This is a genomic window from Neopusillimonas maritima (genome assembly GCF_003576595.1).
GTDB lineage: Bacteria > Pseudomonadota > Gammaproteobacteria > Burkholderiales > Burkholderiaceae_B > Neopusillimonas > Neopusillimonas maritima.
In genome coordinates, this window is the sequence record NZ_NQOU01000005.1 from 32,824 (window position 1) to 55,445 (window position 22,622).

Annotated in this window: 24 protein-coding genes; 17 read left to right on the forward strand and 7 right to left on the reverse strand. The window is 53.3% G+C overall.

The window, feature by feature from the left end:
• Positions 1-1,314 (forward strand): 23S rRNA (uracil(1939)-C(5))-methyltransferase RlmD, encoded by a 1,314-nt coding sequence (rlmD, locus tag CJO09_RS12295; protein WP_119442740.1) that lies wholly within the window; start codon positions 1-3, stop codon positions 1,312-1,314.
• Here rlmD and argH read toward each other — a convergent pair.
• Entirely contained in the window at positions 1,311-2,732 is a 1,422-nt protein-coding gene (gene argH / locus CJO09_RS12300) for an argininosuccinate lyase (protein WP_119442609.1), read from the reverse strand. The two genes, rlmD and argH, sit on opposite strands and share 4 nt — an antisense overlap.
• Positions 2,733-2,804: 72 nt before the next feature.
• On the opposite strand from argH, the gene CJO09_RS12305 reads away from it, so the two are divergent.
• From CJO09_RS12305 to CJO09_RS12330, 6 genes are all read left to right on the forward strand, one after another.
• Positions 2,805-3,143 (forward strand): P-II family nitrogen regulator, encoded by a 339-nt coding sequence (locus CJO09_RS12305; protein WP_114421643.1) that lies wholly within the window; start codon positions 2,805-2,807, stop codon positions 3,141-3,143.
• Between the two features lie 52 nt (positions 3,144-3,195).
• On the forward strand, positions 3,196-4,095 hold the full coding sequence (locus tag CJO09_RS12310; protein WP_119442610.1) for an amino acid ABC transporter substrate-binding protein: 900 nt from the start codon (positions 3,196-3,198) through the stop codon (positions 4,093-4,095).
• A 26-nt stretch (positions 4,096-4,121) separates the two neighbouring features.
• Positions 4,122-4,862 carry an amino acid ABC transporter permease gene (locus tag CJO09_RS12315; RefSeq protein WP_119442611.1) on the forward strand — a complete coding sequence of 247 codons (741 nt, stop codon included), beginning with the start codon at positions 4,122-4,124 and terminating at the stop codon, positions 4,860-4,862.
• Between the two features lie 9 nt (positions 4,863-4,871).
• The gene (locus CJO09_RS12320; RefSeq protein ID WP_119442612.1) at positions 4,872-5,561 is read left to right on the forward strand and encodes an amino acid ABC transporter permease; all 690 of its coding nucleotides are present in this window, start codon (positions 4,872-4,874) and stop codon (positions 5,559-5,561) included.
• A gap of 15 nt (positions 5,562-5,576) precedes the next feature.
• A complete protein-coding gene (locus CJO09_RS12325) occupies positions 5,577-6,311 on the forward strand; it encodes an amino acid ABC transporter ATP-binding protein (protein WP_114421647.1) in 735 nt (244 codons plus the stop codon).
• 84 nt (positions 6,312-6,395) lie between these two features.
• Positions 6,396-7,154: a pseudouridine synthase gene (locus CJO09_RS12330; RefSeq protein ID WP_119442613.1), complete on the forward strand. Its 759-nt coding sequence runs from the start codon at positions 6,396-6,398 to the stop codon at positions 7,152-7,154.
• Here the strand turns inward: CJO09_RS12330 and CJO09_RS12335 are convergent.
• Positions 7,127-8,029 (reverse strand): 23S rRNA (adenine(2030)-N(6))-methyltransferase RlmJ, encoded by a 903-nt coding sequence (locus CJO09_RS12335; RefSeq protein WP_119442614.1) that lies wholly within the window; start codon positions 8,027-8,029, stop codon positions 7,127-7,129. The two genes, CJO09_RS12330 and CJO09_RS12335, sit on opposite strands and share 28 nt — an antisense overlap.
• Positions 8,030-8,197: 168 nt before the next feature.
• Here CJO09_RS12335 and CJO09_RS12340 point away from each other — a divergent pair, with 168 nt between their 5' ends.
• Positions 8,198-10,171 (forward strand): SurA N-terminal domain-containing protein, encoded by a 1,974-nt coding sequence (locus CJO09_RS12340; protein ID WP_119442615.1) that lies wholly within the window; start codon positions 8,198-8,200, stop codon positions 10,169-10,171.
• Here the strand turns inward: CJO09_RS12340 and CJO09_RS12345 are convergent.
• Positions 10,141-10,815, reverse strand: a complete 675-nt coding sequence (locus CJO09_RS12345; protein WP_119442616.1) for an arylesterase — start codon at positions 10,813-10,815, stop codon at positions 10,141-10,143. The two genes, CJO09_RS12340 and CJO09_RS12345, sit on opposite strands and share 31 nt — an antisense overlap.
• On the opposite strand from CJO09_RS12345, the gene CJO09_RS12350 reads away from it, so the two are divergent.
• The 3 genes from CJO09_RS12350 (at position 10,814) to CJO09_RS12360 (ending at position 13,290) form a co-directional block, all read left to right on the forward strand.
• Entirely contained in the window at positions 10,814-11,485 is a 672-nt protein-coding gene (locus CJO09_RS12350; RefSeq protein WP_119442617.1) for an ABC transporter ATP-binding protein, read from the forward strand. The genes CJO09_RS12345 and CJO09_RS12350 overlap by 2 nt on opposite strands.
• Before the next feature lie 75 nt (positions 11,486-11,560).
• Positions 11,561-12,433 carry a DMT family transporter gene (locus tag CJO09_RS12355; RefSeq protein ID WP_119442618.1) on the forward strand — a complete coding sequence of 291 codons (873 nt, stop codon included), beginning with the start codon at positions 11,561-11,563 and terminating at the stop codon, positions 12,431-12,433.
• On the forward strand, positions 12,430-13,290 hold the full coding sequence (locus CJO09_RS12360) for a peptidoglycan DD-metalloendopeptidase family protein (RefSeq protein ID WP_119442619.1): 861 nt from the start codon (positions 12,430-12,432) through the stop codon (positions 13,288-13,290). The genes CJO09_RS12355 and CJO09_RS12360 overlap by 4 nt, the downstream gene beginning before the upstream one ends.
• A 4-nt stretch (positions 13,291-13,294) precedes the next feature.
• Here the strand turns inward: CJO09_RS12360 and CJO09_RS12365 are convergent, their stop codons facing one another.
• The 4 genes from CJO09_RS12365 to CJO09_RS12380 are packed head-to-tail and all read right to left on the reverse strand — an operon-like array spanning position 13,295 to position 16,833.
• A complete protein-coding gene (locus CJO09_RS12365; RefSeq protein ID WP_119442620.1) occupies positions 13,295-15,580 on the reverse strand; it encodes a RelA/SpoT family protein in 2,286 nt (761 codons plus the stop codon).
• 20 nt (positions 15,581-15,600) lie between these two features.
• The gene (rpoZ, locus tag CJO09_RS12370; protein ID WP_114421656.1) at positions 15,601-15,804 is read right to left on the reverse strand and encodes a DNA-directed RNA polymerase subunit omega; all 204 of its coding nucleotides are present in this window, start codon (positions 15,802-15,804) and stop codon (positions 15,601-15,603) included.
• A 32-nt stretch (positions 15,805-15,836) separates the two neighbouring features.
• On the reverse strand, positions 15,837-16,472 hold the full coding sequence (gene gmk / locus CJO09_RS12375; RefSeq protein WP_119442621.1) for a guanylate kinase: 636 nt from the start codon (positions 16,470-16,472) through the stop codon (positions 15,837-15,839).
• A gap of 34 nt (positions 16,473-16,506) precedes the next feature.
• Positions 16,507-16,833: a hypothetical protein gene (locus tag CJO09_RS12380; RefSeq protein ID WP_114421658.1), complete on the reverse strand. Its 327-nt coding sequence runs from the start codon at positions 16,831-16,833 to the stop codon at positions 16,507-16,509.
• Between the two features lie 64 nt (positions 16,834-16,897).
• On the opposite strand from CJO09_RS12380, the gene CJO09_RS12385 reads away from it, so the two are divergent.
• The 6 genes from CJO09_RS12385 to CJO09_RS12410 all read left to right on the forward strand — a co-directional run bounded on the left by CJO09_RS12385 (position 16,898) and on the right by CJO09_RS12410 (position 22,595).
• On the forward strand, positions 16,898-17,695 hold the full coding sequence (locus tag CJO09_RS12385; protein WP_119442622.1) for an exodeoxyribonuclease III: 798 nt from the start codon (positions 16,898-16,900) through the stop codon (positions 17,693-17,695).
• Between the two features lies 1 nt (position 17,696).
• Complete coding sequence (locus CJO09_RS12390; protein WP_119442623.1) at positions 17,697-18,470, forward strand: class I SAM-dependent methyltransferase; 774 nt, start codon at positions 17,697-17,699, stop codon at positions 18,468-18,470.
• A gap of 44 nt (positions 18,471-18,514) precedes the next feature.
• On the forward strand, positions 18,515-19,483 hold the full coding sequence (locus tag CJO09_RS12395; RefSeq protein WP_119442624.1) for an ABC transporter substrate-binding protein: 969 nt from the start codon (positions 18,515-18,517) through the stop codon (positions 19,481-19,483).
• Between the two features lie 13 nt (positions 19,484-19,496).
• On the forward strand, positions 19,497-20,390 hold the full coding sequence (locus CJO09_RS12400) for an ABC transporter permease (protein ID WP_119442625.1): 894 nt from the start codon (positions 19,497-19,499) through the stop codon (positions 20,388-20,390).
• A 2-nt stretch (positions 20,391-20,392) separates the two neighbouring features.
• Positions 20,393-21,187, forward strand: a complete 795-nt coding sequence (locus CJO09_RS12405) for an ABC transporter ATP-binding protein (protein WP_119442626.1) — start codon at positions 20,393-20,395, stop codon at positions 21,185-21,187.
• A 157-nt stretch (positions 21,188-21,344) separates the two neighbouring features.
• Complete coding sequence (locus CJO09_RS12410) at positions 21,345-22,595, forward strand: efflux RND transporter periplasmic adaptor subunit (protein ID WP_119442627.1); 1,251 nt, start codon at positions 21,345-21,347, stop codon at positions 22,593-22,595.
• Positions 22,596-22,622 lie beyond the last annotated feature (27 nt).

Below are 22,622 nucleotides of genomic sequence, written 5' to 3' on the forward strand. Positions count from 1 at the left end.
ATGTCTGAAGAAATATTATCAATTGAATCACTCGACCTCGAGGCCCGTGGTGTCGCACGTCTTGATGGCAAAGTCGTTTTTGTTCAAGGCGCTTTACCGGGAGAGCGGGTGGAAACAAGAATAGTGCGGCGAAAGCCCTCATTCGACGTCGCTCATACCGAAAAAATCCTGAAATCTTCGTCTCAACGCGTCACTCCGCGATGTCCGCATTATGGTGTGTGTGGTGGTTGTGCCATGCAGCATCTTGATGCCGCCGCCCAGGTTGCAGTGAAGCAAAGAGCGTTGGAAGATGCGTTATGGCATATTGGCAGGGTGCGTCCGGGGCGAATGTTAACGCCGATGCATGGTCCGACGTGGGGTTATCGTTACCGGGCTCGTTTGTCGGTTCGTTACGTACAAAAAAAGGGCGGCGTGTTGGTGGGCTTTCGTGAGAAGAAAGGGGCCTATGTTGCCGATATGCACGAGTGCCACGTTTTGCCGAGGCACGTTTCCAACTTGATTACACCATTGCGCGAATTGGTGGGGGCACTTTCGATTCCCCGCAGCATTCCCCAAATTGAAGTCGCGGTTGGTGACGACATCGTTGTGCTGTTGATGCGCCACATGGAAGCATTGAGCGAGCAGGATCAGCAGCTTTTGAAGCAGTTCGCTGATGCGCACAATGTAAGCTGGTGGTTACAGCCCAAGGGCCCCGATACGGTTCATCCCCTTAATCCAGACGACGTCGATTGCCTATCGTATCGTTTGCCGGAGTTTGGGTTGCGCATGGGGTTCAAGCCAACGGATTTTACTCAGGTAAATCATGCGATTAATCGCGCGCTGGTCTCGCGGGCCTTGGCTTTGCTGGATATTGCGCCCGAACACCGTGTACTTGATCTGTTCTGTGGTCTGGGTAATTTCACTTTGCCTTTGGCAACGCGGGTCGCTGAGGTGGTGGGTGTAGAAGGCAGCCAAACGTTGGTCGGCCGAGCCAATGCGGCGGCACGTGATCATGGCCTGGAAAAGAAGGCACAGTTTTCTGTTCAGAACCTGTTTGAGGTGGACGCCGGATGGTTGAACGCCTTGGGCCGATTCGACCGGTGGCTAATTGACCCGCCTCGTGACGGTGCCGAAGCCATTGTCCAATCATTGGCACAGCTTGATGCATCGCTTCAACCAGACAGAATCGTTTATGTGTCGTGCAACCCCGCCACGCTGGCGCGTGATGCGGGGATTCTGGTGCGTGATGCGGGTTATCGGCTTGAGGCCGCCGGTGCGATCAACATGTTCCCCCATACAGGGCACGTTGAGTCGATAGCGGTCTTTCAGCGTTAGTTTTGCGTTTCCCACAGTATCCGGTTGGCCTCTTCGCGAACACGCTCAGGGGCTGTGCCGCCGATATGATTACGAGCGGCCACGGATCCTTCCAATGTAAGTACGTCGAAAATATCGTTTTCAATTGAGGCATGGAACGACTGCAACTGTTCCAGCGTCAGGTCGGCCAAATCACAATTTTGTTCTTCGCACGTGCGCACCGCCAGAGCAACGGTTTCGTGTGCATCGCGAAAGGGCAGGCCTTTTTTCACCAGATAGTCGGCTAAATCGGTGGCAGTGGCGAAACCTTGCATGGCGGCGGCGCGCATGGCGTCGGCTTTCACGGTAATGCCGTTAACCATGTCGGCGAAGATCGTTAGCGTGTCGCGTATCGTGTCGGCGGCATCGTACAGCCCCTCTTTGTCTTCCTGATTATCTTTGTTGTAGGCCAGGGGCTGTGCTTTCATCAACGTTAGCAAAGCAACCAGATGGCCGTTTACGCGCCCGGTTTTGCCGCGTGCCAACTCCGGGACATCCGGGTTCTTTTTTTGCGGCATGATTGAGCTGCCAGTGCAAAAACGGTCGGCTAGCTGAATAAAGCCCACCCGAGGACTCATCCAGATAATCAGCTCTTCCGACAGGCGTGAAACATGCATCATGATAAGCGCCGCGGCAGCGCAAAACTCGATTGCAAAGTCGCGGTCGGAAACGGCGTCGAGCGAATTACGGCACACCGAATCGAACCCCAGTGTGCGGGCAACCCTTTCACGGTCGATAGGATACGACGTGCCGGCCAGAGCGGCAGCGCCCAGTGGTAAGCGGTTGACGCGCTTTCGGCAGTCTTGCAGGCGCTCGGCGTCGCGGGCGAACATTTCGGCGTAGGCCAGCAGGTGATGTCCGAATGTAACGGGTTGTGCAACCTGCAGGTGCGTGAAGCCGGGTAAAATTGTTTCGGCGTGCTTGAGCGCCAGTGCCGCGAGGTTGTGGCGCAATTGGCGCAGCAGTTCCAGCGAAGTATCAATTTCCGCGCGCAACCAAAGGCGGATATCGGTGGCGACCTGGTCGTTGCGCGACCGGCCCGTATGAAGCCGTTTGCCCGCATCGCCAATCAGTTCAACCAGCCGTTTTTCTATGTTCAGGTGCACGTCTTCAAGGTCGATCGACCATTCGAACTTGCCGTCCTGAATTTCCTGCAGAATTTGCTGCATGCCGCGTTGTATTGCTTGCAGATCGTCGGTACTGATAAGCCCGATCGATTCAAGCATATCGGCGTGAGCCAATGAGCCCTGAATATCGACTTGGGCCATGCGCTGATCGAAGCCTACAGAGGCGGTATATCGTTTTACAAGATCCGAAACAGGTTCGGAAAAACGGGCGGACCAGGCTTGGCTCTTGTTGGCAAACTGGTCGTGGGGCGGAGTAGAAGCATTTTTTGACATAGTGCGCAATTATAAGGTGAGCGTGCGATAATTTTACCCAGAGACACTTTATTCTTACCGGAGCACCGCTTTATGAAGCTGATTACGGCCATTATTAAACCGTTCAAACTCGATGAAGTACGCGAGGCGCTTGCCGAAATCGGCGTCAGTGGCCTCACGGTTGCCGAAGTGAAAGGGTTCGGGCGTCAGAAAGGGCATACCGAACTGTACCGCGGCGCCGAGTACGTTGTGGATTTTCTGCCCAAGATCCGTATCGACGTCGTGTTGCCGGCCACGATGGTCGAAGAGGCAGTCGAAGCCATTATCAAGGCAGCGCACACCGGCAAAATAGGTGACGGCAAGATTTTCGTCATGCCGGTTGAGCAGGCCATTCGCATTCGAACCGGTGAAAGCGGAACCGAAGCACTCTAAATCGGTTGCCCCAATCGTATGCTTGCGGTTAAGTTGTAAAAAAGGAGGACAAATGAAATCAGCATCATTGGTATTGGCACTCACTGTTTTTGTTACCGGCATGGCGGCGGCGCAAACTGAAAGTCGCCTCGATAGAATTCAGTCCGATCAGCAAATAACGTTGGGCTACCGTGAATCGTCGATCCCATTCTCCTATCTCGACGGCGACCAAAAGCCGGTTGGGTATTCCATGGATATTTGCCGAAATATCGTCGAGGCGGTCAAACAAGAGCTCAAACTGAGTACCTTGAACGTTCGTGAGGTCCCGGTCACGTCGTCCACGCGCATTCCCCTGGTGGCCAATGGTACGGTCGACCTGGCCTGTGGGTCCGCCACGAATAATGCTCAACGTCAAGAGCAGGTCAGCTACGCGCCAACCACGTTTGTTACTGCAACCCGGTTCGCCGCACTGAAATCGTCTAATGTGAAAGCGCTTGAAGACCTGAAGGGCAAAACGGTTGTCTCTACCGCCGGCACCAGTAATCTGCGCTGGCTGACTCAGGCGAATGCCGAACAAGACCTGGGTTTAAGGATTATTCCGGCCAAAGATCACTCCGAGGCGTTTCTTACCGTGAATAGTGGTCGTGCCGCCGCTTTCTTTATGGACGATATTCTTCTGGCCGGGCTAGTGGCCAATTCCCGCAATGCCAACGACTGGATGATTAGTTCGAAGGCGTACACAACCGAACCTTACGGCATTATTCTTCCCAAGAACGACGCACGTTTTAAGCAGGTTGTTGATAATGCGGTTATTGCCATGATGAAAGATGGGCGTTTGGAAAAAATCTATGATAAATGGTTCATGCAGCCGATTCCGCCGCGTAATATCAATTTGAATTGGCCCATGACCGATGCCCTTAAAAAGGTCATGGCCAATCCCACTGATTCGCCTGATCCCGCAACTTATCAATAACCACCCCGGCCAGGAAAAATGTCCGCATGAGTTACAACTGGAACTGGTCGGTTTTTTGGGATCTATCACCTGGCGGCAGCGGTACGTATATGGACACCCTGATACAGGGGTTGTACTGGACGCTGGCCGTTTCGACGGCCGCCTGGGTTCTTGCGCTGGCGTTAGGGGTCGCGGTGGGTGTTTTCAACACCAGTGGCCATCGCGGGCTTGAGCGTTTGTGCCGTGGTTACGTTGAGTTGTTTCGCAACGTTCCGCTCTTGGTTCAAATGTTCCTTTGGTATTTCGTTTTTCCGGAAGTTCTGCCAGATGCGTGGGGTGATTACATTAAAACGGCTGACCCGGTAATGAGTACCTTTTGGACTGCCGTTGTGTGTTTGGGGCTGTTCACCTCGGCGCGGATCGCCGAGCAGGTTCGGGCGGGTATTGAATCGTTACCTCGCGGCCAAACATTGGCGGCGACCGCCCTGGGGCTGACACGAAGGCAGGTGTATCGCTACGTGTTGCTGCCGATTACAGGGCGCATGATTCTTCCCCCACTGACTTCCGAGGCACTGAATTTAATCAAAAATTCTTCGGTCGCGTTCACGATTGGCCTACTCGAAATTACCGGCGCAGCGCGCTCGATGCAGGAGTTCAGCTTTCAGATTTTTGAGGCTTTTGCCGCCGCAACGGTTTTGTATGTGCTCATTAATATTGTCGTCGTGATTCTGATGCGCTGGGTCGAGAAAATGGCTCGGGTACCCGGTTTCATGGGCGCTGCAAAATAAGGATGGGCCATGCAGGGTTTTGATTTCCAGGTTATTTTCGACTCCTTGCCGTACTTGCTCGGCGTTGGAATGGTTTTCACGTTGAAACTGACAGTGCTGGCAACCATTTTTGCCTTGATCCTGGGCACTTTACTGGCCATGATGCGGTTATCGTCGAATCGCCTTGTTTCAGGCGTGGCCGGCAGCTATGTGAATTTGCTCCGGGCGCTTCCGCTTATTCTTATCATTTTCTGGTTTTATTTTCTGGTTCCCTATATTGTCGGTTGGTTAACCGGCGAGGGGCGCCCGGTTCCCGTAGGTGGGTTCACGTCGGCACTCATTACATTTACGTTGTTCGAAGCGGCTTATTTCTGCGAGATTATGCGTGCGGGCATTCAATCGATTCCACGCGGCCAGATTGAAGCGGGTTATGCGCTGGGGCTTAATTATTTTGGTGTGATGCGGCACATTGTTTTACCGCAGGCCTTTCGTAATATGGCGCCGGTGTTGTTAACCCAGGTTATTGTGCTGTTCCAGGACACATCGTTGGTTTATGTTTTGTCTTTAACCGATTTCCTCGGTGCTGCGAATATTGTGGCGCAACGTGACGGGCGCCTGGTGGAAATGTTTGTGTTTGCTGCAATCGTGTATTTTGTCATTTCCTACCTGGCCTCAAGGTTGGTGCGGATTTTGCAGGCGCGCACCGCAGTCGTGCGTTAAAGGAGTACAGGTTTAATGATTGAGTTCAAAAACGTCAGCAAGTGGTATGGTGATTTTCAGGTTCTGAAAAATTGCACTACATCAGTTGCCAAAGGTGAAGTGGTGGTGGTTTGCGGGCCCTCGGGCTCAGGCAAATCAACCCTGATTAAAACAGCCAACGCATTGGAGCCGTTTCAAGAAGGTGAGATTAGAATCGATGGTGTGTCGGTGGGCGCACCCGGTACGAATTTGCCGGCATTGCGTGCAAAAATCGGCATGGTATTTCAGCACTTTGAACTCTTTCCGCATTTATCGGTACTACGCAATCTTACCTTGGCACAAGTGAAAGTATTGAAACGGTCGCAGGCGCAGGCGCAAGCGCGTGCTCGTGAACTGCTGCAGCGGGTGGGGCTTGAAGAACATATCAACAAGTTTCCAGGGCAGTTGTCGGGCGGGCAACAGCAAAGGGTTGCGATTGCCCGTGCGTTGGCAATGGACCCCATTGCCATGTTGTTTGACGAACCCACATCGGCCCTCGATCCCGAAATGGTAAACGAGGTGCTTGATGTGATGGTGGACTTGGCGCGAGAGGGTATGACCATGATGGTTGTAACGCACGAAATGGGTTTCGCGCGCAAGGTTGCTGATCGGGTCGTATTTATGGACCAAGGGCAAATTGTTGAAGACTGCACCAAAGATGAGTTCTTCGGGCAGCCCGAAGCCCGCTCGGAACGCGCCAAGCATTTTCTGTCTAAAATTTTGGCTCATTAATTTTCCTTCCGTTAACTTCTGTTTGCTTATCGTTTTGTGCTTGCATCAGAAGTACAGCGTTGGCTTTTCCGGTTTGATATCACCATGGCGAAATCCTTTTCAAAGCAGGCGGACGAAAAAGTCCGCATTTCCAAACTGATGGCACAGCGCGGATTATGTTCGCGTCGTGAGGCCGACGCCTATATAGAGCGCGGTTGGGTGCGCGTCGACGGACAAGTCGTTTCCGAACTGGGCAGTAAAGCGTATCCGCATCAAACCATTACCTTGGCTCGTCAGGCGCAGCAACGTCAAACGGCTCGCGTGACTATTTTGCTCAATAAGCCGGTTGGTTATGTCTCCGGGCAGGCGGAAAGCGGTTACCGGCCGGCTGTTACTTTAATTACGCAGCACAATCAGTACCAACGCGGCAAGTCTCCTATTCGTTTTGAGCGCGACCATTTGCGGGGCTTGGCACCCGCGGGTCGGCTGGATATCGATTCACAGGGTTTGCTGGTTCTGACGCAAGATGGGCGCATTGCCCGTCAGTTGATTGATGAGCATTCCGATATCGAAAAAGAATACCTTGTGCGGGTGGAAGGCCGTTTGTCAGCAGGGGGGTTGAAAATGCTGAATCACGGCTTGAGCCTGGATGATCAACCCTTGAAGCCTGCGCAAGTGAGCTGGCTTAACGATGATCAATTGCGCTTCGTGTTGCGTGAAGGGAAGAAGCGTCAGATTCGCCGAATGTGTGAAATGGTGGGCTTGAAGGTTGTGGGGCTTAAGCGTGTTCGTATGGGGCGTATCGTGCTGGGCGACTTGCCACAAGGCCAATGGCGCTATTTGCCCGAGGGCGAGCGTTTCTGAACCCCTTTTGATGCTTGTTTTTGAGCCTCATTTGAACGCAGCGTAAAAGTGGCAAACTTATCTTGTGCCAGTGTTTCCGCCAGCCACGGCAGTGTGTTTTTAAGTGACTTTTGAAGCGTCCAGGGTGGGTTCACGATAAAAATACCGCTCCCGTGCAAACCCAGCCCATCACGTGACGGCCTGTGCACGGTAAGTGACGCATTCAGCCAGTTAACGTCATGCAAGCGTTCCAGGGCACGTACCATTTCGGTGGCTTCGCGGCGCTGGACCAGCGGATACCAAATCAAATAGCATCCTGTTGGAAATCGCTTCAAGGCTTCCTGAAGACATAAGAGGGTTCTACGATAATCGGACTTGTCTTCGTAGGAGGGGTCGATGAGTGTGACGGCTCGTCGGGTGGGAGGTGGTAATAGTGCCTTTAGTCCGGCGAATCCGTCGCGCTCAAAAGTTTGAATCTTTTTCTGGTCTTCCGACGCCAACGAGGCGATATTGAGCCCCAGATTCCTGAACTCGGTGGGGTGAAGCTCGAAAAGACGAAGACGGTCTTTGGGACGCAAAAGGCTTAGAGCGAGCCAGGGGGAACCGGGGTAAAAGCGTGCCTCACCGTCGGGATTGAATTGCTCGATGGTCTCCAGGTAACGTGCAATCATGGGTGGCGGTTTCGCCCCAAGCAAGCGATCAAGGCCGCTTTCGTGCTCGCTGTTCTTCGAAGCCCACTCATCAGTCAGGTCATAAATGCCGGCACCGGCGTGGGTGTCGATGACCCAGTAAGGACCATCTTTCTGGTTAAAGTAATCAAGAACCTGCACCACGGTTGCGTGCTTGATGACGTCGGCATGGTTGGCTGCGTGGAAAGCGTGACGATAGCTGAACAAAATAAGCCTTGTAACAAAGGAAACCTGAATTCGTTATTGTAGTCGTTCGGCCGCCTGTAATAGGGAGCAGACGGTGGTAAACTCGCTGCACTAGAACATGGCTGTTAATAAAACGGTAGCGTCGGCGTTTTTGTGCGCGCCGGCCCAGAGACTTTATAGGTTCGATGAATGTTTGATTTTATTCGTTCGCATCAGCGTCTGATGCAACTTGTGTTGTTGATTCTGATTTTCCCTTCTTTCGCGTTGGTCGGAATCAGTGGATACACTAATTATGTATCGGGTGATGAAGACTTGGTGCAGGTTGGCGACGCCACGATCACGCTCCAGGATTTTGAAGCTGCGCAACGAAACCAAACGCAGCAATTGCAAGCGCGTATGGGGGCTGCCTTCGATCCGTCGGTACTTGAAACGCCGCAAGTAAGAGAGAGCCTGCTTGAGTCGCTGATCGACCGGGGCGTTATCATTGATACGGCACAACGAGAGCATTTCAGCGTATCCGACACGGTTTTGCGGCGGGCGATTTCCGCTATCCCGGAGTTGCAGGTTGATGGCCGCTTTTCGCCTGAGCGTTACAACGAAGTGTTGGCGTCAATGGGCATAAGCTCACGCGATTTCGAGCAAAGCCAGCGTTCCGAACTGGCTTTGCAACGTGTTTTGGGGCCTATCGCGTTTACAGCCAACGTGCCGGCCACCGTCGAACAATACCTCTCCAAAGCGTTGACGGCTCAACGCACCGTGCGGCTCGAAGTGTTTGACGCAGCCGATTATGAAGCGGATATTCAGGTGGATGAGGCAGACATTCAGGCCTGGTACGAGAATAACCAAGAACAGTTGCGTGTACCCGAGTACGTGAAAGCCGATTACCTCTTGCTGAACGAGGCGGCGGCAATGGCTGCAGTTGCGTCGCCTACTGAACAGCAATTACAGGATTATTACGAACAGAATAAGCGTCGTTATGTTCTGCCGCCGCGTGTGCAGCTCAGCCATATTCTGATTCAGGCCGGTGCCGATGCCAGTGCAGATGAAAAACAGGCGGCACGTAAGAAAGCAGAAGAGATCGCCACCCGTGTTGCCCAGCAACCGGACCAGTTTGCTGATATCGCGCGGGAATCTTCGGAAGATATCGGTTCTGCCAACCAGGGTGGGCAGTTGGGGTGGGTTACCCGTGGCACGTTGCCGCCTAACCTCGAGCAAGCGGTGTTTTCACTCGACAAAGGCGAGGTTTCCGGTGTAGTCGAGGGGCCTGACGGTTTCCATGTGTTTTTGGCCAACGACGTGCAAGTAGAGCGCGGTGAAACCTTTGAGCAGGCAAAAGCCAAAGTTGAAGCGGAAGTGCGCCGCCAACTAGGTGCCGAGCAGTTTGCCGATATGGCTTCCCGCTTGCGTGATTTGGCCTACGACAATCCTCAAAGTCTTGAGCCCGCTGCGCAGGCGCTGGGCCTGGAGATTAAAAGCGCATCCGGCATTGGCGCCGACCGCTTGTTGCCGGCCCGGCAGGTGAAAGGAAATGCCGCCTCGGCAGGGGAGGACGCCACGCTTCTTGAAGACCCGCGTGTGCGGCGCGCCTTGTTTTCCAACGCGCTTATGGCGGAAAAGCAGAATTCCGGTGTTATCGAGATATCTCCCGACACAATGTTGGTGGTTCGGGTGAACGAAGTTGTACCCTCCCACATTCAGCCGTTGGAAGATGTGAAAGAGGTTATTCGACAAGCACTGGTGCGTGAGCGGGCCGCACAAGCGGCCATTAAGGCAGGCGAAACCGCTTTGCAGGCTTATCAAAACCAAGCCGAGAAAGCCGAGGTGCCGGAAGGTTTTGGTTCGGCTCAAACAATTAGCCGCTCTAATCCGCAGGGTGTCAACCCGGAAGTTTTATTGGCGGCGTTCGATGTTGCTTCAGATTCGTTACCCGCTTATACCGGTGTTTCGGGTGATTCGGGCTACGTGGTTGTTCGGGTGGAGTCTGCCGAGCAGGGCGCAGCCAATGAAAATCTGAACGTTGCATTGCAACGCGAGCTTGATATGTTGTGGGCCCAGGCTGAAGAACGGGCGGTTTTACGCGAGTTGCGCAAAACCGTGGGTGTTGAAATGCTGCCTGAAGCGCAGAACGTGGTTCAGGAAGGGCTCGACGACGAAGACGCTTGATTGCTGTTGAGTAGCGGTTTCAGGTAAGTCCATACATGCTCTGCCAGAATGGCCTGAGCGGATTCATTGGGATGAATGCCATCGTCTTGAAAGTAATTTCGGTTGGTGGCAATGTCTTCAAGTAGAAAGGGCACCAGTGCGGTTTGGTGTTTTTCCGCCAACTCTTGAAAAAGGTTGTAGAACGCTTTTGTGTATGTTGGCCCGTAATTAGGTGGAATGCGCATGCCGATCAGCAAGGTTTGCGCGTTGGCCTGCTTAACCAGAGTAATCATTTGTGTCAGGTTTTCGCGTGTCATATCCAGCGATAAGCCGCGCAAGGCATCATTACTGCCCAACTCAATGATCACAATCGAAGGTTGATGCTTCTCGAGCGCATCGGGCAGGCGGGTTAAACCGCCACTGGTGGTATCGCCACTGATGCTGGCATTTCTGACCCGATATCCGGCAGAAATTTCATCCAGTTTTCGGTTAAGGTGTTCAACCCATCCACTTCCTCTTTCTATGCCGTATTCGGCGGCCAGGCTGTCGCCAATAACCAGCATCGTTTGTTCGTTTTGTTTCGGCGTTTCAGTTTGCGCCGCAGCGGTCTTGATGTGAATCAGGCAAAATAGGGAAGCAAAAATTATTAAGCAGCGAGTCAGCATGAGTTTGGTTAATTCCGTTGAAGTTCAAAACCTTTGCCGGCGCGTCACTGATCGGGGCGGCGAGCTGACAATTCTCGATAATATCAGTCTGAATGCACACCCGGGCGAGGCCATTGCCATTACGGGTAGCTCGGGTTCGGGTAAATCCACGCTGCTTGGACTCATGGCGGGGTTGGATGTTCCCACGTCGGGCTCTGTGCATTTAATGGGACACAGTTTATTTTCTCTGGACGAAGAAGGGCGTGCTGCATTGCGGGCACGGCATATTGGTTTTGTCTTTCAGTCGTTTCAGTTGTTGCCCAATTTAACCGCACTTGAAAACGTGATGTTGCCGCTGGAATTGTCTGGGCAACCGGCGCTTGAGGCCGCCACCCGGATGCTTGAGAAAGTCGGGCTGAAAGATCGTCTTCGTCACTATCCCAGAACTTTGTCGGGCGGCGAACAACAACGTGTTTCCCTGGCGCGGGCCTTCGTCGTTCAGCCTGACATTCTATTTGCCGATGAACCCACTGGCAGTCTTGACGAACAGAATGGGCAAATCGTTATTGAATTGATGTTTCGCCTGTTGAAAGAGCAGAATGCAACGTTAGTGATGGTGACACATGACCCGGCTGTTGCAGCACGTTGCGACCGCCAACTTAGGTTGCAGGGTGGTCGGCTGGCTACATGATTTTTTGTTATAAGCTTAAAACAGTGCTGTGCCTGTGGTATGTTACGTGCGGAAGTTTTAAGGGAAGCACGTGAAATGATGGTTTTTTTTGCAGCACTGTTTGTTTTTATATGGTCTACCGGGTTTATTGTAGGTAAGGCCATCGTGCCTTATGCCGATCCCACTCTCTTCCTTTTTGTTCGAATTTGTATAGCAGCCGTGTTGTTTACCGGCGTGGCCTTGTACGGGCGGGTAACCTGGCCGCCATGGCGGGAAGTGCATAAGCACATGATCGCAGGTGTATTGCTGCAAGGGATGTATTTGGCGGGTATTTTTTGGGCTATTGCAGGAGGTGTTCCCCCTGCCATCATGGCTCTCATGGGGGCTTTGCAACCACTCCTTACCGCAGCTATTGCCATCCCGCTTCTCAAAGAGGTTCCCACAAAACGTATCTGGATCGGCCTGACAATGGGGATGGTCGGTGTCTTTTTCGTCATACAACCCGCGTTAAATAATGATGGGGTCAATGCCTTTCCTTTATGGGCATTTTTGGTGGGTGTTGCAGCAATTCTGGCCATTACTTTTGGCACAATTTTGCAGAAAACCTCTATTTCCCAAGTGGATATCCGCGTGGCGTTGTCGCTGCAAAATTTCGGGACACTGATCTTTTTAGGCATTTGTGTCCTTGTTTTGGGGGCTGATCGTTGGGTTTGGTCGCCGGAGCTTTGGGCGTCTTTATTGTGGGCGGCTTTTGTTTTAACGGGTATCGGCACCGTTTTGCTTATTTATATTATTCGGCGCGGCCAGGCGGCAACGGCGTCTTCGTTGATGTTTCTGGCACCGCCCCTGGCGGCCATTGAAGCCTATTTTATGTTTGGTGACACGTTAGGACCGATTCAGTTACTGGGTTTCATCGTGGTGCTAACGGGCGTTATTATTTGCAATACACGTAAGGGTGCCAAAGCATGACGTTATTGTCGTTAACACGCTTGCTAGCGCTTATAACAGCGTTGTTTATGGCCGTACCGGTATGGGCGCAAGCGGGTGGCTATATCGCGAGGTCGTTGCATCACGCCTTTCCCGGTGGTGTTGCTGTGTTGCCGTTGGGGTCGCATGAGCAGCCGCCGCAGGCGCACTACAACGATCGTCCCGTGATGGTTTTGAAAGATACCGATGATCAATGGGTGGCGGTTGTAGGTATTGGGCTTGAGGCTTCACCCGGTCCGGAAAATATTCAGGTAACGGATGCCGCGGGCACGGTATCCGTGATGTCATTTAACGTGGCCCCGCGCGACTACAAGGAACAACACATCAAACTGCGTAATCGCAAGCATGTGAATCCCGACCCTGAGCAACTCAAGCGTTTCGAGCGGGAATATCAACAGCAGATTAATGCGTATGCGCAGTTCAGGCCTACGGGTCCCAGCAATATTTTGCTCGACGAACCCGTTAGCGGGCCATTGTCCAGTCCCTTCGGATTAAGGCGTTTTTTCAATGGTGAAGAGCGTAACCCACATTCGGGGCTTGACTTTGCGGTTCCCAAGGGAACACCGGTGAAAGCACCGGCCAACGGAGTGGTCACGATTGTTGATGAGTTTTTCTTTAATGGGAAAACCATCTTTCTTGACCATGGTCAGGGTTTAATTACCATGTACTGTCATTTGTCGGCTACCGATGTTGCGGTAGGCCAAACCGTACAGCGGGGGCAAGTCATTGGTAAAGTAGGCGCAACCGGCCGGGTGACGGGCCCGCATTTGCACTGGAATGTCAGTTTGAATGGTGAAAGGGTTGACCCCGCCATTTTTATAGGGAAAGTGTCCCGTTAGGTGTTTAACCTTTTACACGGACAATTTTCTGCACTTGTTGCACGTGCCGGATGGCACGGATAACCTGGGCCAAGTGCTTGCGGCTGTCTACTTGAATCGTTAAATGCAATAGCCCGGTAGCCGCCGCTTCTTCCTGCATTGTCAGATGCAGAATATTAGAACCTGCATCGGTAATTTCGGCCGCCAGACGCCCGAGCACGCCACGTTCGTTAATGACTGTGACTTCGAGCCGGGTGTTTAGGTGGCGTGCCGTATCGTTGGCCCATGCTACCGGAATCCAACGTTCCGGTTCGCGGGCTCGCTGGCGCTGCGCAACAGAACAATCGGCCATATGAATGACCAGCCCATGCCCCAGGCGAATGCCGCCGATAATGGCGTCACCCGGAAGTGGACCACAGCACTGTGCCAATTGAACAGCTTGCCCTTCATTGCCATGAATCAAAATAGGCGTTGCCTTGGCGGTGGTAATTTCATCGACGGCTGCCGCAGTAGTGGCCAGGATGGTGTTCTCAGGGGCAAAACGGCGCGCCACGACAGCCGCCAGGCGCTTGCCCAGGCCAATATCAGCAAGAATTTCCTCGCGCGACGCCGCGCCTGAGCTTTTGGCGAGCTTTTCCCAGTTCAGGTCATCGTCTTGCGGGTATGGCGCTCCGATTTGGTCGAACGCCTGCATGAGCAGACGCTGGCCAAAGGCAACCGATTCTTCATATTTCACTGTGCGCAAATAGTGCCGGATTTCCGATCGGGCACGACCGGTGCGCACGTAGTTCAGCCACTGGGCGCTGGGGCGCGACGCGGGGGAGGTAACGATTTCAACCTGGTCGCCGCTTTTCAATTCCGTGCGTAACGGTGAAAATTCGCCGTTGATTTTCGACGCGATTGCCTGGTTACCGATATCGGTGTGGATTGAATAGGCAAAATCGACCGGCGTGGCCCCACGGGGCAATGAAACAATTTTCCCCTGGGGGGTAAACACGTAAACGGCATCGGGGAACAGGTCGACTTTTACGTGCTCAAGGAACTCGCCTGAGTCGCCCGTTTGGCTTTGAATGTCGAGCAGCGACTGAAGCCATTGATGGGTGCGTTTTTGCAGGGTGTTAAGTTCACTATCGTCGTTCTTGTAAAGCCAATGCGCTGCCACGCCTTCTTCGGCAACCCGATCCATGTCGCGTGTGCGAAACTGGAATTCAACAGGTGTGCCATAGGGCCCCAGTAACGTGGTATGCAGCGACTGATAGCCATTCAGCTTTGGTATGGCGATGTAGTCTTTGAATTTGCCCGGCACCGGTCGATACAATTGGTGCAGCGTCCCAAGGGCCAGATAGCATTCAGGCAGGGTGTGAACCACCACCCTGAAGCCGTATATGTCGAGCACGTCAGAGAATGACTTCTTTTGTTCGACCATTTTTTTGTAAATGCCGAACAACGATTTCTCGCGGCTGGAAATTTCAGCTTCGATACCTGCGGCAGGCAGTGCCACCTTAACGGCTTCGGTAATTTTGCCCAACACTTCCCGGCGGTTACCACGCGCTGACATAACGGCTTTTTTCAAGACCTCGTAGCGATTGGGGTAGGTAGCCTGAAAACAAAGGTCTTGCAGCTCACGGAAAAGGGCATTTAACCCCAGCCGATGGGCGATCGGGGTGTAAATTTCCATGGTTTCGCGGGCGATGCGCCGCCGCTTCTCAGGGCTGACCGCGTCGAGCGTGCGCATGTTGTGCAAACGGTCGGCCAGTTTGATCAGGATAACGCGAACGTCGCGCGCCATGGCCAACAGCATTTTACGAAAGCTTTCTGCTTGCTGTTCGGCTTTGGTTGCGAATTCAAGCCTGTCTAGTTTTGAGAGACCGTCGACAATTTCCGCCACATCGGGGCCAAAGCGTTCGGCCAATTCTTGTTTGGGTACGCCGGTGTCTTCCATGACGTCGTGCAAGAGCGCAGCCATGAGTGAATCGGCGTCCAGCTTCCAGCCTGCACAGATTTCGGTGACGGCAATGGGGTGGGAAATATACGGTTCTCCGCTGGCGCGGAACTGGCCCAAGTGGGCCTGATCTGAAAAGCGGTAAGCTTCTTTCACACGCTCGATGTCTTTCTCATCGAGGTATTGACTGATGATTTGCGTTAACGGCGCAAGCGAAGCAATGGGGGGGGAAGCGGGTGTTGCATTTGCCGGTGATGTTGGCGTACTGCTGCGAACTTTAGTTTTTTTGGCGCGTTTACGCAGCCGCGGACCCTTCCGGAGGACAGCCAGAAGGCCGGAAGAGGCACCACGAAAACTGGTAAACGCCATACATCATCCTTTTAGCGGGATCAGGTGGGAACTTTGCGCAACATGTCCAACCCCGTGACACCGGCTGCGATTTCACGCAAGGCCGTTACAGTGGGTTTATCTTTGGATTCGATGCGTGCTTCATGACCCTGTGCGAGCTCACGGGCACGGTAGGTGGCCGCCAGCGTAAGATTAAAACGGTTTGGAATTTTGTTCAGGCAATCTTCAACAGTGATGCGGGCCATAATTAAAGTCCTTTAAAAACAAAAGGTTGAATTTAAGATTTGGTGGGGCTGATACCCAATTGAGAGAAGAGTTCTGCGTGCCGCGTAGCCTGTGCGGGGTATCGCAGCCTAGCGGATTCCACAATGTGGGAAAGTTGGTTTAAAGCTGTGCTAAATTCTTGATTAATAATAACATATTGGCACTCTGATGCGTGGGACATTTCACCGCCGGCAGCCAGTAATCGTTTGGTAATGACTTGGGGTGCGTCTTGGCCCCGTTTCTTCAGGCGAGTCTCAAGTGCTTCAATAGACGGCGGCAAGATGAAAATGCCAATGGCATCGGGGTAATGCTTTTTTATTTGGCGCGCGCCTTGCCAATCGATCTCAAGTAACACGTCGTGCCCGTTTTGGGTTGCCTGTTCAATGCGGTCGCGCGGGGTGCCGTAGAAATTGCCGTGTACCTCGGCCCATTCAAGCAGTTCGTTATTATCGCGCATGGCTTTGAAGGCCTCTTTAGAGACAAAACGATAGTGTTCCGCATCGACCTCCCCAGGCCTGGGTTCACGGGTAGTGCACGAAATAGACAAAACAATTGAGGGGTCGCGCTCGAGCAGGCCGTTGACCAGGCTGGACTTGCCTGCGCCGCTGGGGGCTACCACCATTAAAATTGAACCGGAAGTCATTGCCATGGCTGTGTTTTGGTTGGCGAGGCTGGCAAGTTTATCATTCCGGCGCGGCGTCTGGTTGGCCGAGAGCGGCCAGTGTTGCAAGACATGCGCTTTCATCGACACACAGAAAAACCGCAGCATCGCCGGGGTTCATGTTGAAGGCCAGATCTTCGACTTGCTGTTCGGCTTGCGCCTCGGTTTCCACCGCCGTTACGTGCCAGTCGTTCGCCTGGACGTATTCTTCTTCGGAAACCAGTTCCGCCATTTTCTCAATGCTGGGTTCGCTAACGGCGACGTAAGCTTTGAACGAGAGCTCACCCATTTCGACCTGAAGTATCAGACCCTGCGGAAGGGTCGCTAAAATAGTGCTTTGCGCTTTCATTTAAGGATTGTAGCGCAACGGGTGCTAAGCTGAGCCCCACTTTAGCAATAGGAAAAAGAGAGTCATGAAACTGGCGACATGGAATGTGAATTCGCTAAAAGTACGTTTGCCGCAGGTGCTTGAATGGTTGGGCACAAGTGGAGTCGATGTCTTGTGTTTGCAGGAATTGAAGATGCCGCACGACAAGTTCCCCTTGGCGGAATTTGAGGCAATTGGATATCAGGCGTGCTGGGCAGGGCAGAAAACATATAACGGCGTGGCGGTGATTTCCCGCGACCCGGCCCGTTCAGTGCAAATTAATATGCCGGGCTTTCCCGACGATCATCAGCGTCTTATTGCCGCCACTTTGCCGAGTCCACAGGGCGATATTCGTGTTGTGAGTGTGTATTGCCCGAATGGGCAGGCAGTGGATAGCGACAAATACACTTATAAACTGGCATGGTTTGCCGCCTTGCGTGAGTGGCTGCTTACGGAGCTGGCCGCACACCCGCGCATGGTGGTGCTGGGCGACTATAACGTCGCGCCTGCCGATGCCGACGTACATGACCCGGCAAAATGGGAGGGTGACATCTTGGTTTCACCATCCGAACGGGAGGCCTTTGAAGCGTTGTTGAGTTTGGGTTTTACCGACGCTTTTCGTCATTTTCCCCAGGAAGAGAAAATGTTTAGCTGGTGGGATTACCGGCGAATGGCATTTCGCCGGAATGCGGGTCTGCGCATCGATCATGCATTGGTTTCGTCGGCCTTGCTGCCTTTTTGCACGGCATGTGAAATAGATAAAGGGCCGCGCCGTAACGAGCAGCCTTCTGATCACACGCCCGTTATTGTGACGCTGGATTTGCCAGTCGAAAAAGAGGCTTAACATGGCGCGCCGCAGCGGGCCGGGTCCCGACGACGACCCGGTGATGTCGGAACAGCAGGGCGTGCGCTATCTGCACTTCGGTTCCGAGTGGGTTCAGGGCGCCATGCGCGTGCGCCGGCCGGATGAACTAGTGCTGGTTTACACACAGCAAATGATGGCCTGGTTATTGTTTTTGGAGCCGGCCGGAAACGATGAGTTAGCCATGCTGGGGCTTGGGGCGGGGTCGTTAGCGCGGTTTACCCACCGCTACACAACAAGTCGTCTTCATGTGGTGGAGTGGAACCCGCAGGTAACCGCCATTTGTCGCGCTTATTTTCGTTTGCCTGAATCGAGTCGAATGAAGATTTGGCATGAGGACGCGGCCAACTGGGTGGAGCGCCCTGATGTAATGGGTCGATTCAGATCGTTAATGGTTGATTTATACGATGCCCAGGCGCAAGGCCCCGTGTGTGACAGCCAAGCGTTTTATGACGCTTGTTTTCGTTCCCTGGAAGATGCCGGTATGCTGGTGGTGAACTTGTTTGGGCGCCATAGCAGTTTCAAGCGCAATATCGATCATATGCACAAAGCCTTTAACGGCCGCTTGCTCTTGCTGCCCGAAATTGATCAAGGTAATCGCGTTGCGATGGCATTTAAAGGGCCTTTGCTGGACGTTTCGGTTGCGCAGTTCCTGGCTCGCGCAGCGCAGGTCCGGCATCAGTATGGTTTGCCTGCTGAACAGTGGGCGCGTTCTTTGCTGGCCGAGGCGAACCGGCACGGGCGCGTTGTCGTTTGAAATCAACTCATTAAAATAGATCAACTTTAATCAGGAGCGTCTTCATGATTCAACTCAAACTTGTTCGTCCGTTGCTGGGCGCGCTGCTGTCTTTATGCGTGGCAATGCCTGTTGCAACGCAAGCACAATCGGTTGCCGTTACTTCTATTGTGGAACATCCAGCGCTTGATTCCATTAAAGATGGTGTAAAGGCGGCGCTTGAAGAGGCAGGCTTCACCGAGGAAAAAGGGTTGAAATGGCAGTTTCAAACCGCCCAGGGCAATACGGCCATCGCCGCTCAAATTGCCCGTAAGTTTGTCGGTGATCGCCCCGATGTCATCGTCGCCATTGCAACGCCGTCGGCCCAGGCCGTTGTCGCCGCCACGCGCGATATTCCTGTTGTGTATTCCGCCGTTACCGATCCTGTGGCCGCACAATTGGTTGAATCGTTCGAGCCTTCAGGAACCAATGTAACCGGCGTGTCCGACATGCTTGATCTGGAGCGTCAAATTGAGCTTATTCGCGCGGTTGTGCCCAACGCCAAAACAGTGGGTATGGTGTATAACCCCGGCGAGGCCAATTCCGCCGTTGTGGTTAAGCAGATGCGTGAAATGTTGCCTGAATATGGTATGACGCTTATGGAAGCCAGTGCGCCACGCACAGTTGATGTCGGCGCCGCGGCGCGCAGTTTAATCGGCAATGTTGATGTTATCTACACCAACACCGATAACAACGTTGTCTCTGCTTACGAGGCATTGGTAAAAGTGGGCAACGATGCGCAAATTCCTCTGGTGGCTTCTGACCCCGATAGTGTCAAGCGAGGCGCTGTTGCTGCGCTTGGCGTGAATTATTACGACTTGGGTTTGCAAACCGGCGCGATGGTGATCGACATTCTGAAAGGTGCCGAGCCGGGTGAAATGCCCTCGCAGCTTAGCGAGGGAGTCGAATTGCATGTGAATCTGCAAGCTGCAACCAAACAAGGCGTAACGCTCTCCAACGATTTGATCGATTCGGCAGCCAATGTGATTCGCTGACGCGGAGTAAAACATGTCGCTTTATTCAATGTGGGGGGCACTGGAAATTGGCCTGATCTTCGGGCTGGTCGCGCTGAGTGTACTGCTTTCCTTTCGCATCCTGCGCTTTCCGGATCTCACCGTGGACGGCAGCTTTCCGTTGGGTGCTGCTGTGGCGGCCGTTCTGATTCAGGCTGATTGGGATCCTTTTTTGGCTACGCTCATGGCAGTACTGGCCGGTGCGTTGGCCGGGGCGCTTACCGCGTGGTTGAACATTCGCCTGAAGATCATGGATTTATTGGCCAGTATTCTGGTCATGATTGCCTTGTACTCGATTAACTTGCGCATTATGGGCGCGCCTAATATCCCCCTCATTATGGAGCCCACTGTTTTTAGTGTGCTGCAACCTGAGCAGGGAATAAGTGATTATGTTTTTCGATCCTTGTTGATGATCTTGATTGTGGTCATAGTCAAGTGTGCGCTCGACGCTTATTTGGCGACGCGTTCGGGTCTGGCCATGCGCGCAACAGGGTCGAACCCGCGCATGGCACGAGCTCAGGGTGTAGCGACGGGCGGAATGGTTATCTTAGGCCTGGCCATTGCCAATGCCTTATGTGCCCTGGGCGGTGCCTTGTTTGCACAGTCTCAGGGCGGCGCCGATATTTCGATGGGGATCGGTACCATTGTGATTGGTCTGGCGGCTGTGATTGTGGGAGAGAGTATCTTAAGCTCGCGCAAATTGTTCTTCATGACGCTGGCAGTCATTGTTGGAGCAGTTTTGTACCGTTTTTTTGTCGCGTTGGCCCTCAACGCCGATTTTATAGGCCTGAAAGCACAAGATTTGAACCTGATCACGGCAGTATTGGTCACGTTTGCATTGGTTATTCCACTTTTGCGTAAGCGCTTGCGAACGCGCGGGGGCAATTGAGTATGCTGAAGGTCGATAATCTACACGTTACTTTTAACCCTGGCACACCCATTGAGAACAAAGCATTGCATGGCTTGTCATTGGAAATTCCGTCCGGACGATTTGTGACGGTAATTGGGTCTAACGGCGCGGGCAAGTCAACCTTGCTAAATGCAATTTCAGGTGATTTGTTTACCGATAAGGGTCGCATACAGGTTGATGATCAAGATGTGACCCGGACGCCTGTTTGGGAACGGGCAACACATGTGGCCAGGGTGTTTCAGGATCCCATGGCGGGTACTTGCGAAGATCTGACGATCGAGGAAAACTTGTCGCTGGCAACTAGTCGAGGCGCGCCGCGAGGTTTGCGCCGGGCTGTGAAAAAATCGATGCGCGAGGCTTTTCGCGAACGTCTGGCCTCGCTGGGCCTGGGTCTTGAAAACCGGTTAACCGATCGCATTGGCTTGCTGTCGGGCGGGCAGCGCCAAGCCGTCAGTCTACTTATGGCGACCTTGCAACCTTCGCGCATTTTGTTGCTCGACGAGCACACGGCCGCGTTGGACCCGCGTACCGCTCAATTCGTGCTTGATTTAACCTGTGACATCGTGGCGCAATACAAACTCACCACACTCATGGTAACTCACAGCATGAAACAAGCGCTTGAAGTAGGGGATCGCACTGTGATGCTGCATCAGGGCAAGGTTGTGCTCGACGTTCAAGGTGATCAGCGCAAGAACCTTGATGTTCCCCAGTTATTGCAGTTGTTTGAGCGTGTACGCGGTGAAATAGTGTCTGACGACACTTTATTACTGGGTTGAAACCGGCCTTTTCTTTTCATTATGATGAGGCGGCCTTTGAAATTCTTTGAAATCTTTATTATTACTGTACGGGCTGGTTTCGTTTTATACTTTCTCTTTTCCAAACATTACAGATATTGCAGAACCTGTTAAAAGGTTTTGTTGCTGGAGCCGTTCAATGCTTAAACCCCGACTCTCTGGCTGGCAGAGAACCAGTGTTATTGTGCTTCTCTCGGCCGGCTTGCTTGCTGCGTGCAGTGAGGAGCCAGAACAGAAACCACAGGGAATGAAAATCCCTGTCAATGTCGTCACCGTTGAGCCTACTTCAACCGAGGTGACGGTAAATTTGCCGGGGCGGGTTGAAGCCATTAAAGATGCACAAATCCGTGCACGGGTAAATGGCATTGTTACTGATATCAAATTCGAGCAAGGCGGCGTTGTCGAACAAGGCCAGTCACTCTTTACCATTGATCCCGCTCCTTATCAGGCGGTGCTCGACGGCGCCAAGGCACAGTTGTTGCAGGCGCAAGCCGACGCTAAAAGCGCCCGCCTTTTGGCACAGCGCTACGCGCGCCTGGTTAAAGATAACGCAGTAAGTCGTCAGGAGTATGATAACGCTCAGGCCGCTGCCGCGCAGGCCGAGGCTGCAATTGCAGCAGCCAAAGCGGCTGTGCAATCGGCGCAAATTGATCTGGGCTACACCGAGGTTGTGTCGCCGATCGACGGTCGTATCGGCAAGTCTTATGTTACTGAAGGGGCGTTGGTTAGCGCTACGCAGGCCACTCAGTTGGCCCTTGTGCAGCAACTCGACGAAGTTTATGTCGACATCACACGCTCAACCTCAGAAGTTATGCAATTACGCAAGGCGCTGGAAAGCGGCATGCTTGAGCAAGCCCCCGATGGGTCGGCAAAAGTTGAAGTGATGCTTGAAGACGGCACGCTGTATCCCGAGTCGGGCAAACTGCTGTTCTCCGGGGTTACGGTTGATCCGGCTACAGGTCAAGTCAGCTTGCGTGCGGTCTTTCCCAATAAGGATGAAATTCTGTTGCCCGGTATGTATGTGAGGGTGAAGCTTGGGCAAGGTGTTGATCGCAAGGCGCTTTTGGTGCCGCAGCAGGCTGTTCAGCGTAGCCCCGATGGCAGCAGCACATTGATGCTGGTGAAAGACGGCAAAGTGGCGGCGACACCGGTGACGGTCGGGCCGTTACTCGATAATAAGTGGTTGATTACCGACGGTTTATCGGCGGGCGACGTGGTTATTGTGGCGGGTTTCCAAAAAATTCGTCCTGGTGCGCCGGTGCAGCCGATTCCCTGGAATCCTGATCAACCGGCGGGTGCGGCGGCAGGGCAACAGGCTAATGGCGCGGCCAAGGCCACCCCTAAAGAGGGTGGCGGGCCTTCCGGTACCCCGGGCGAGTCCTCCAAATAACGCACAGCAACCCATGCGGGCGTCTTA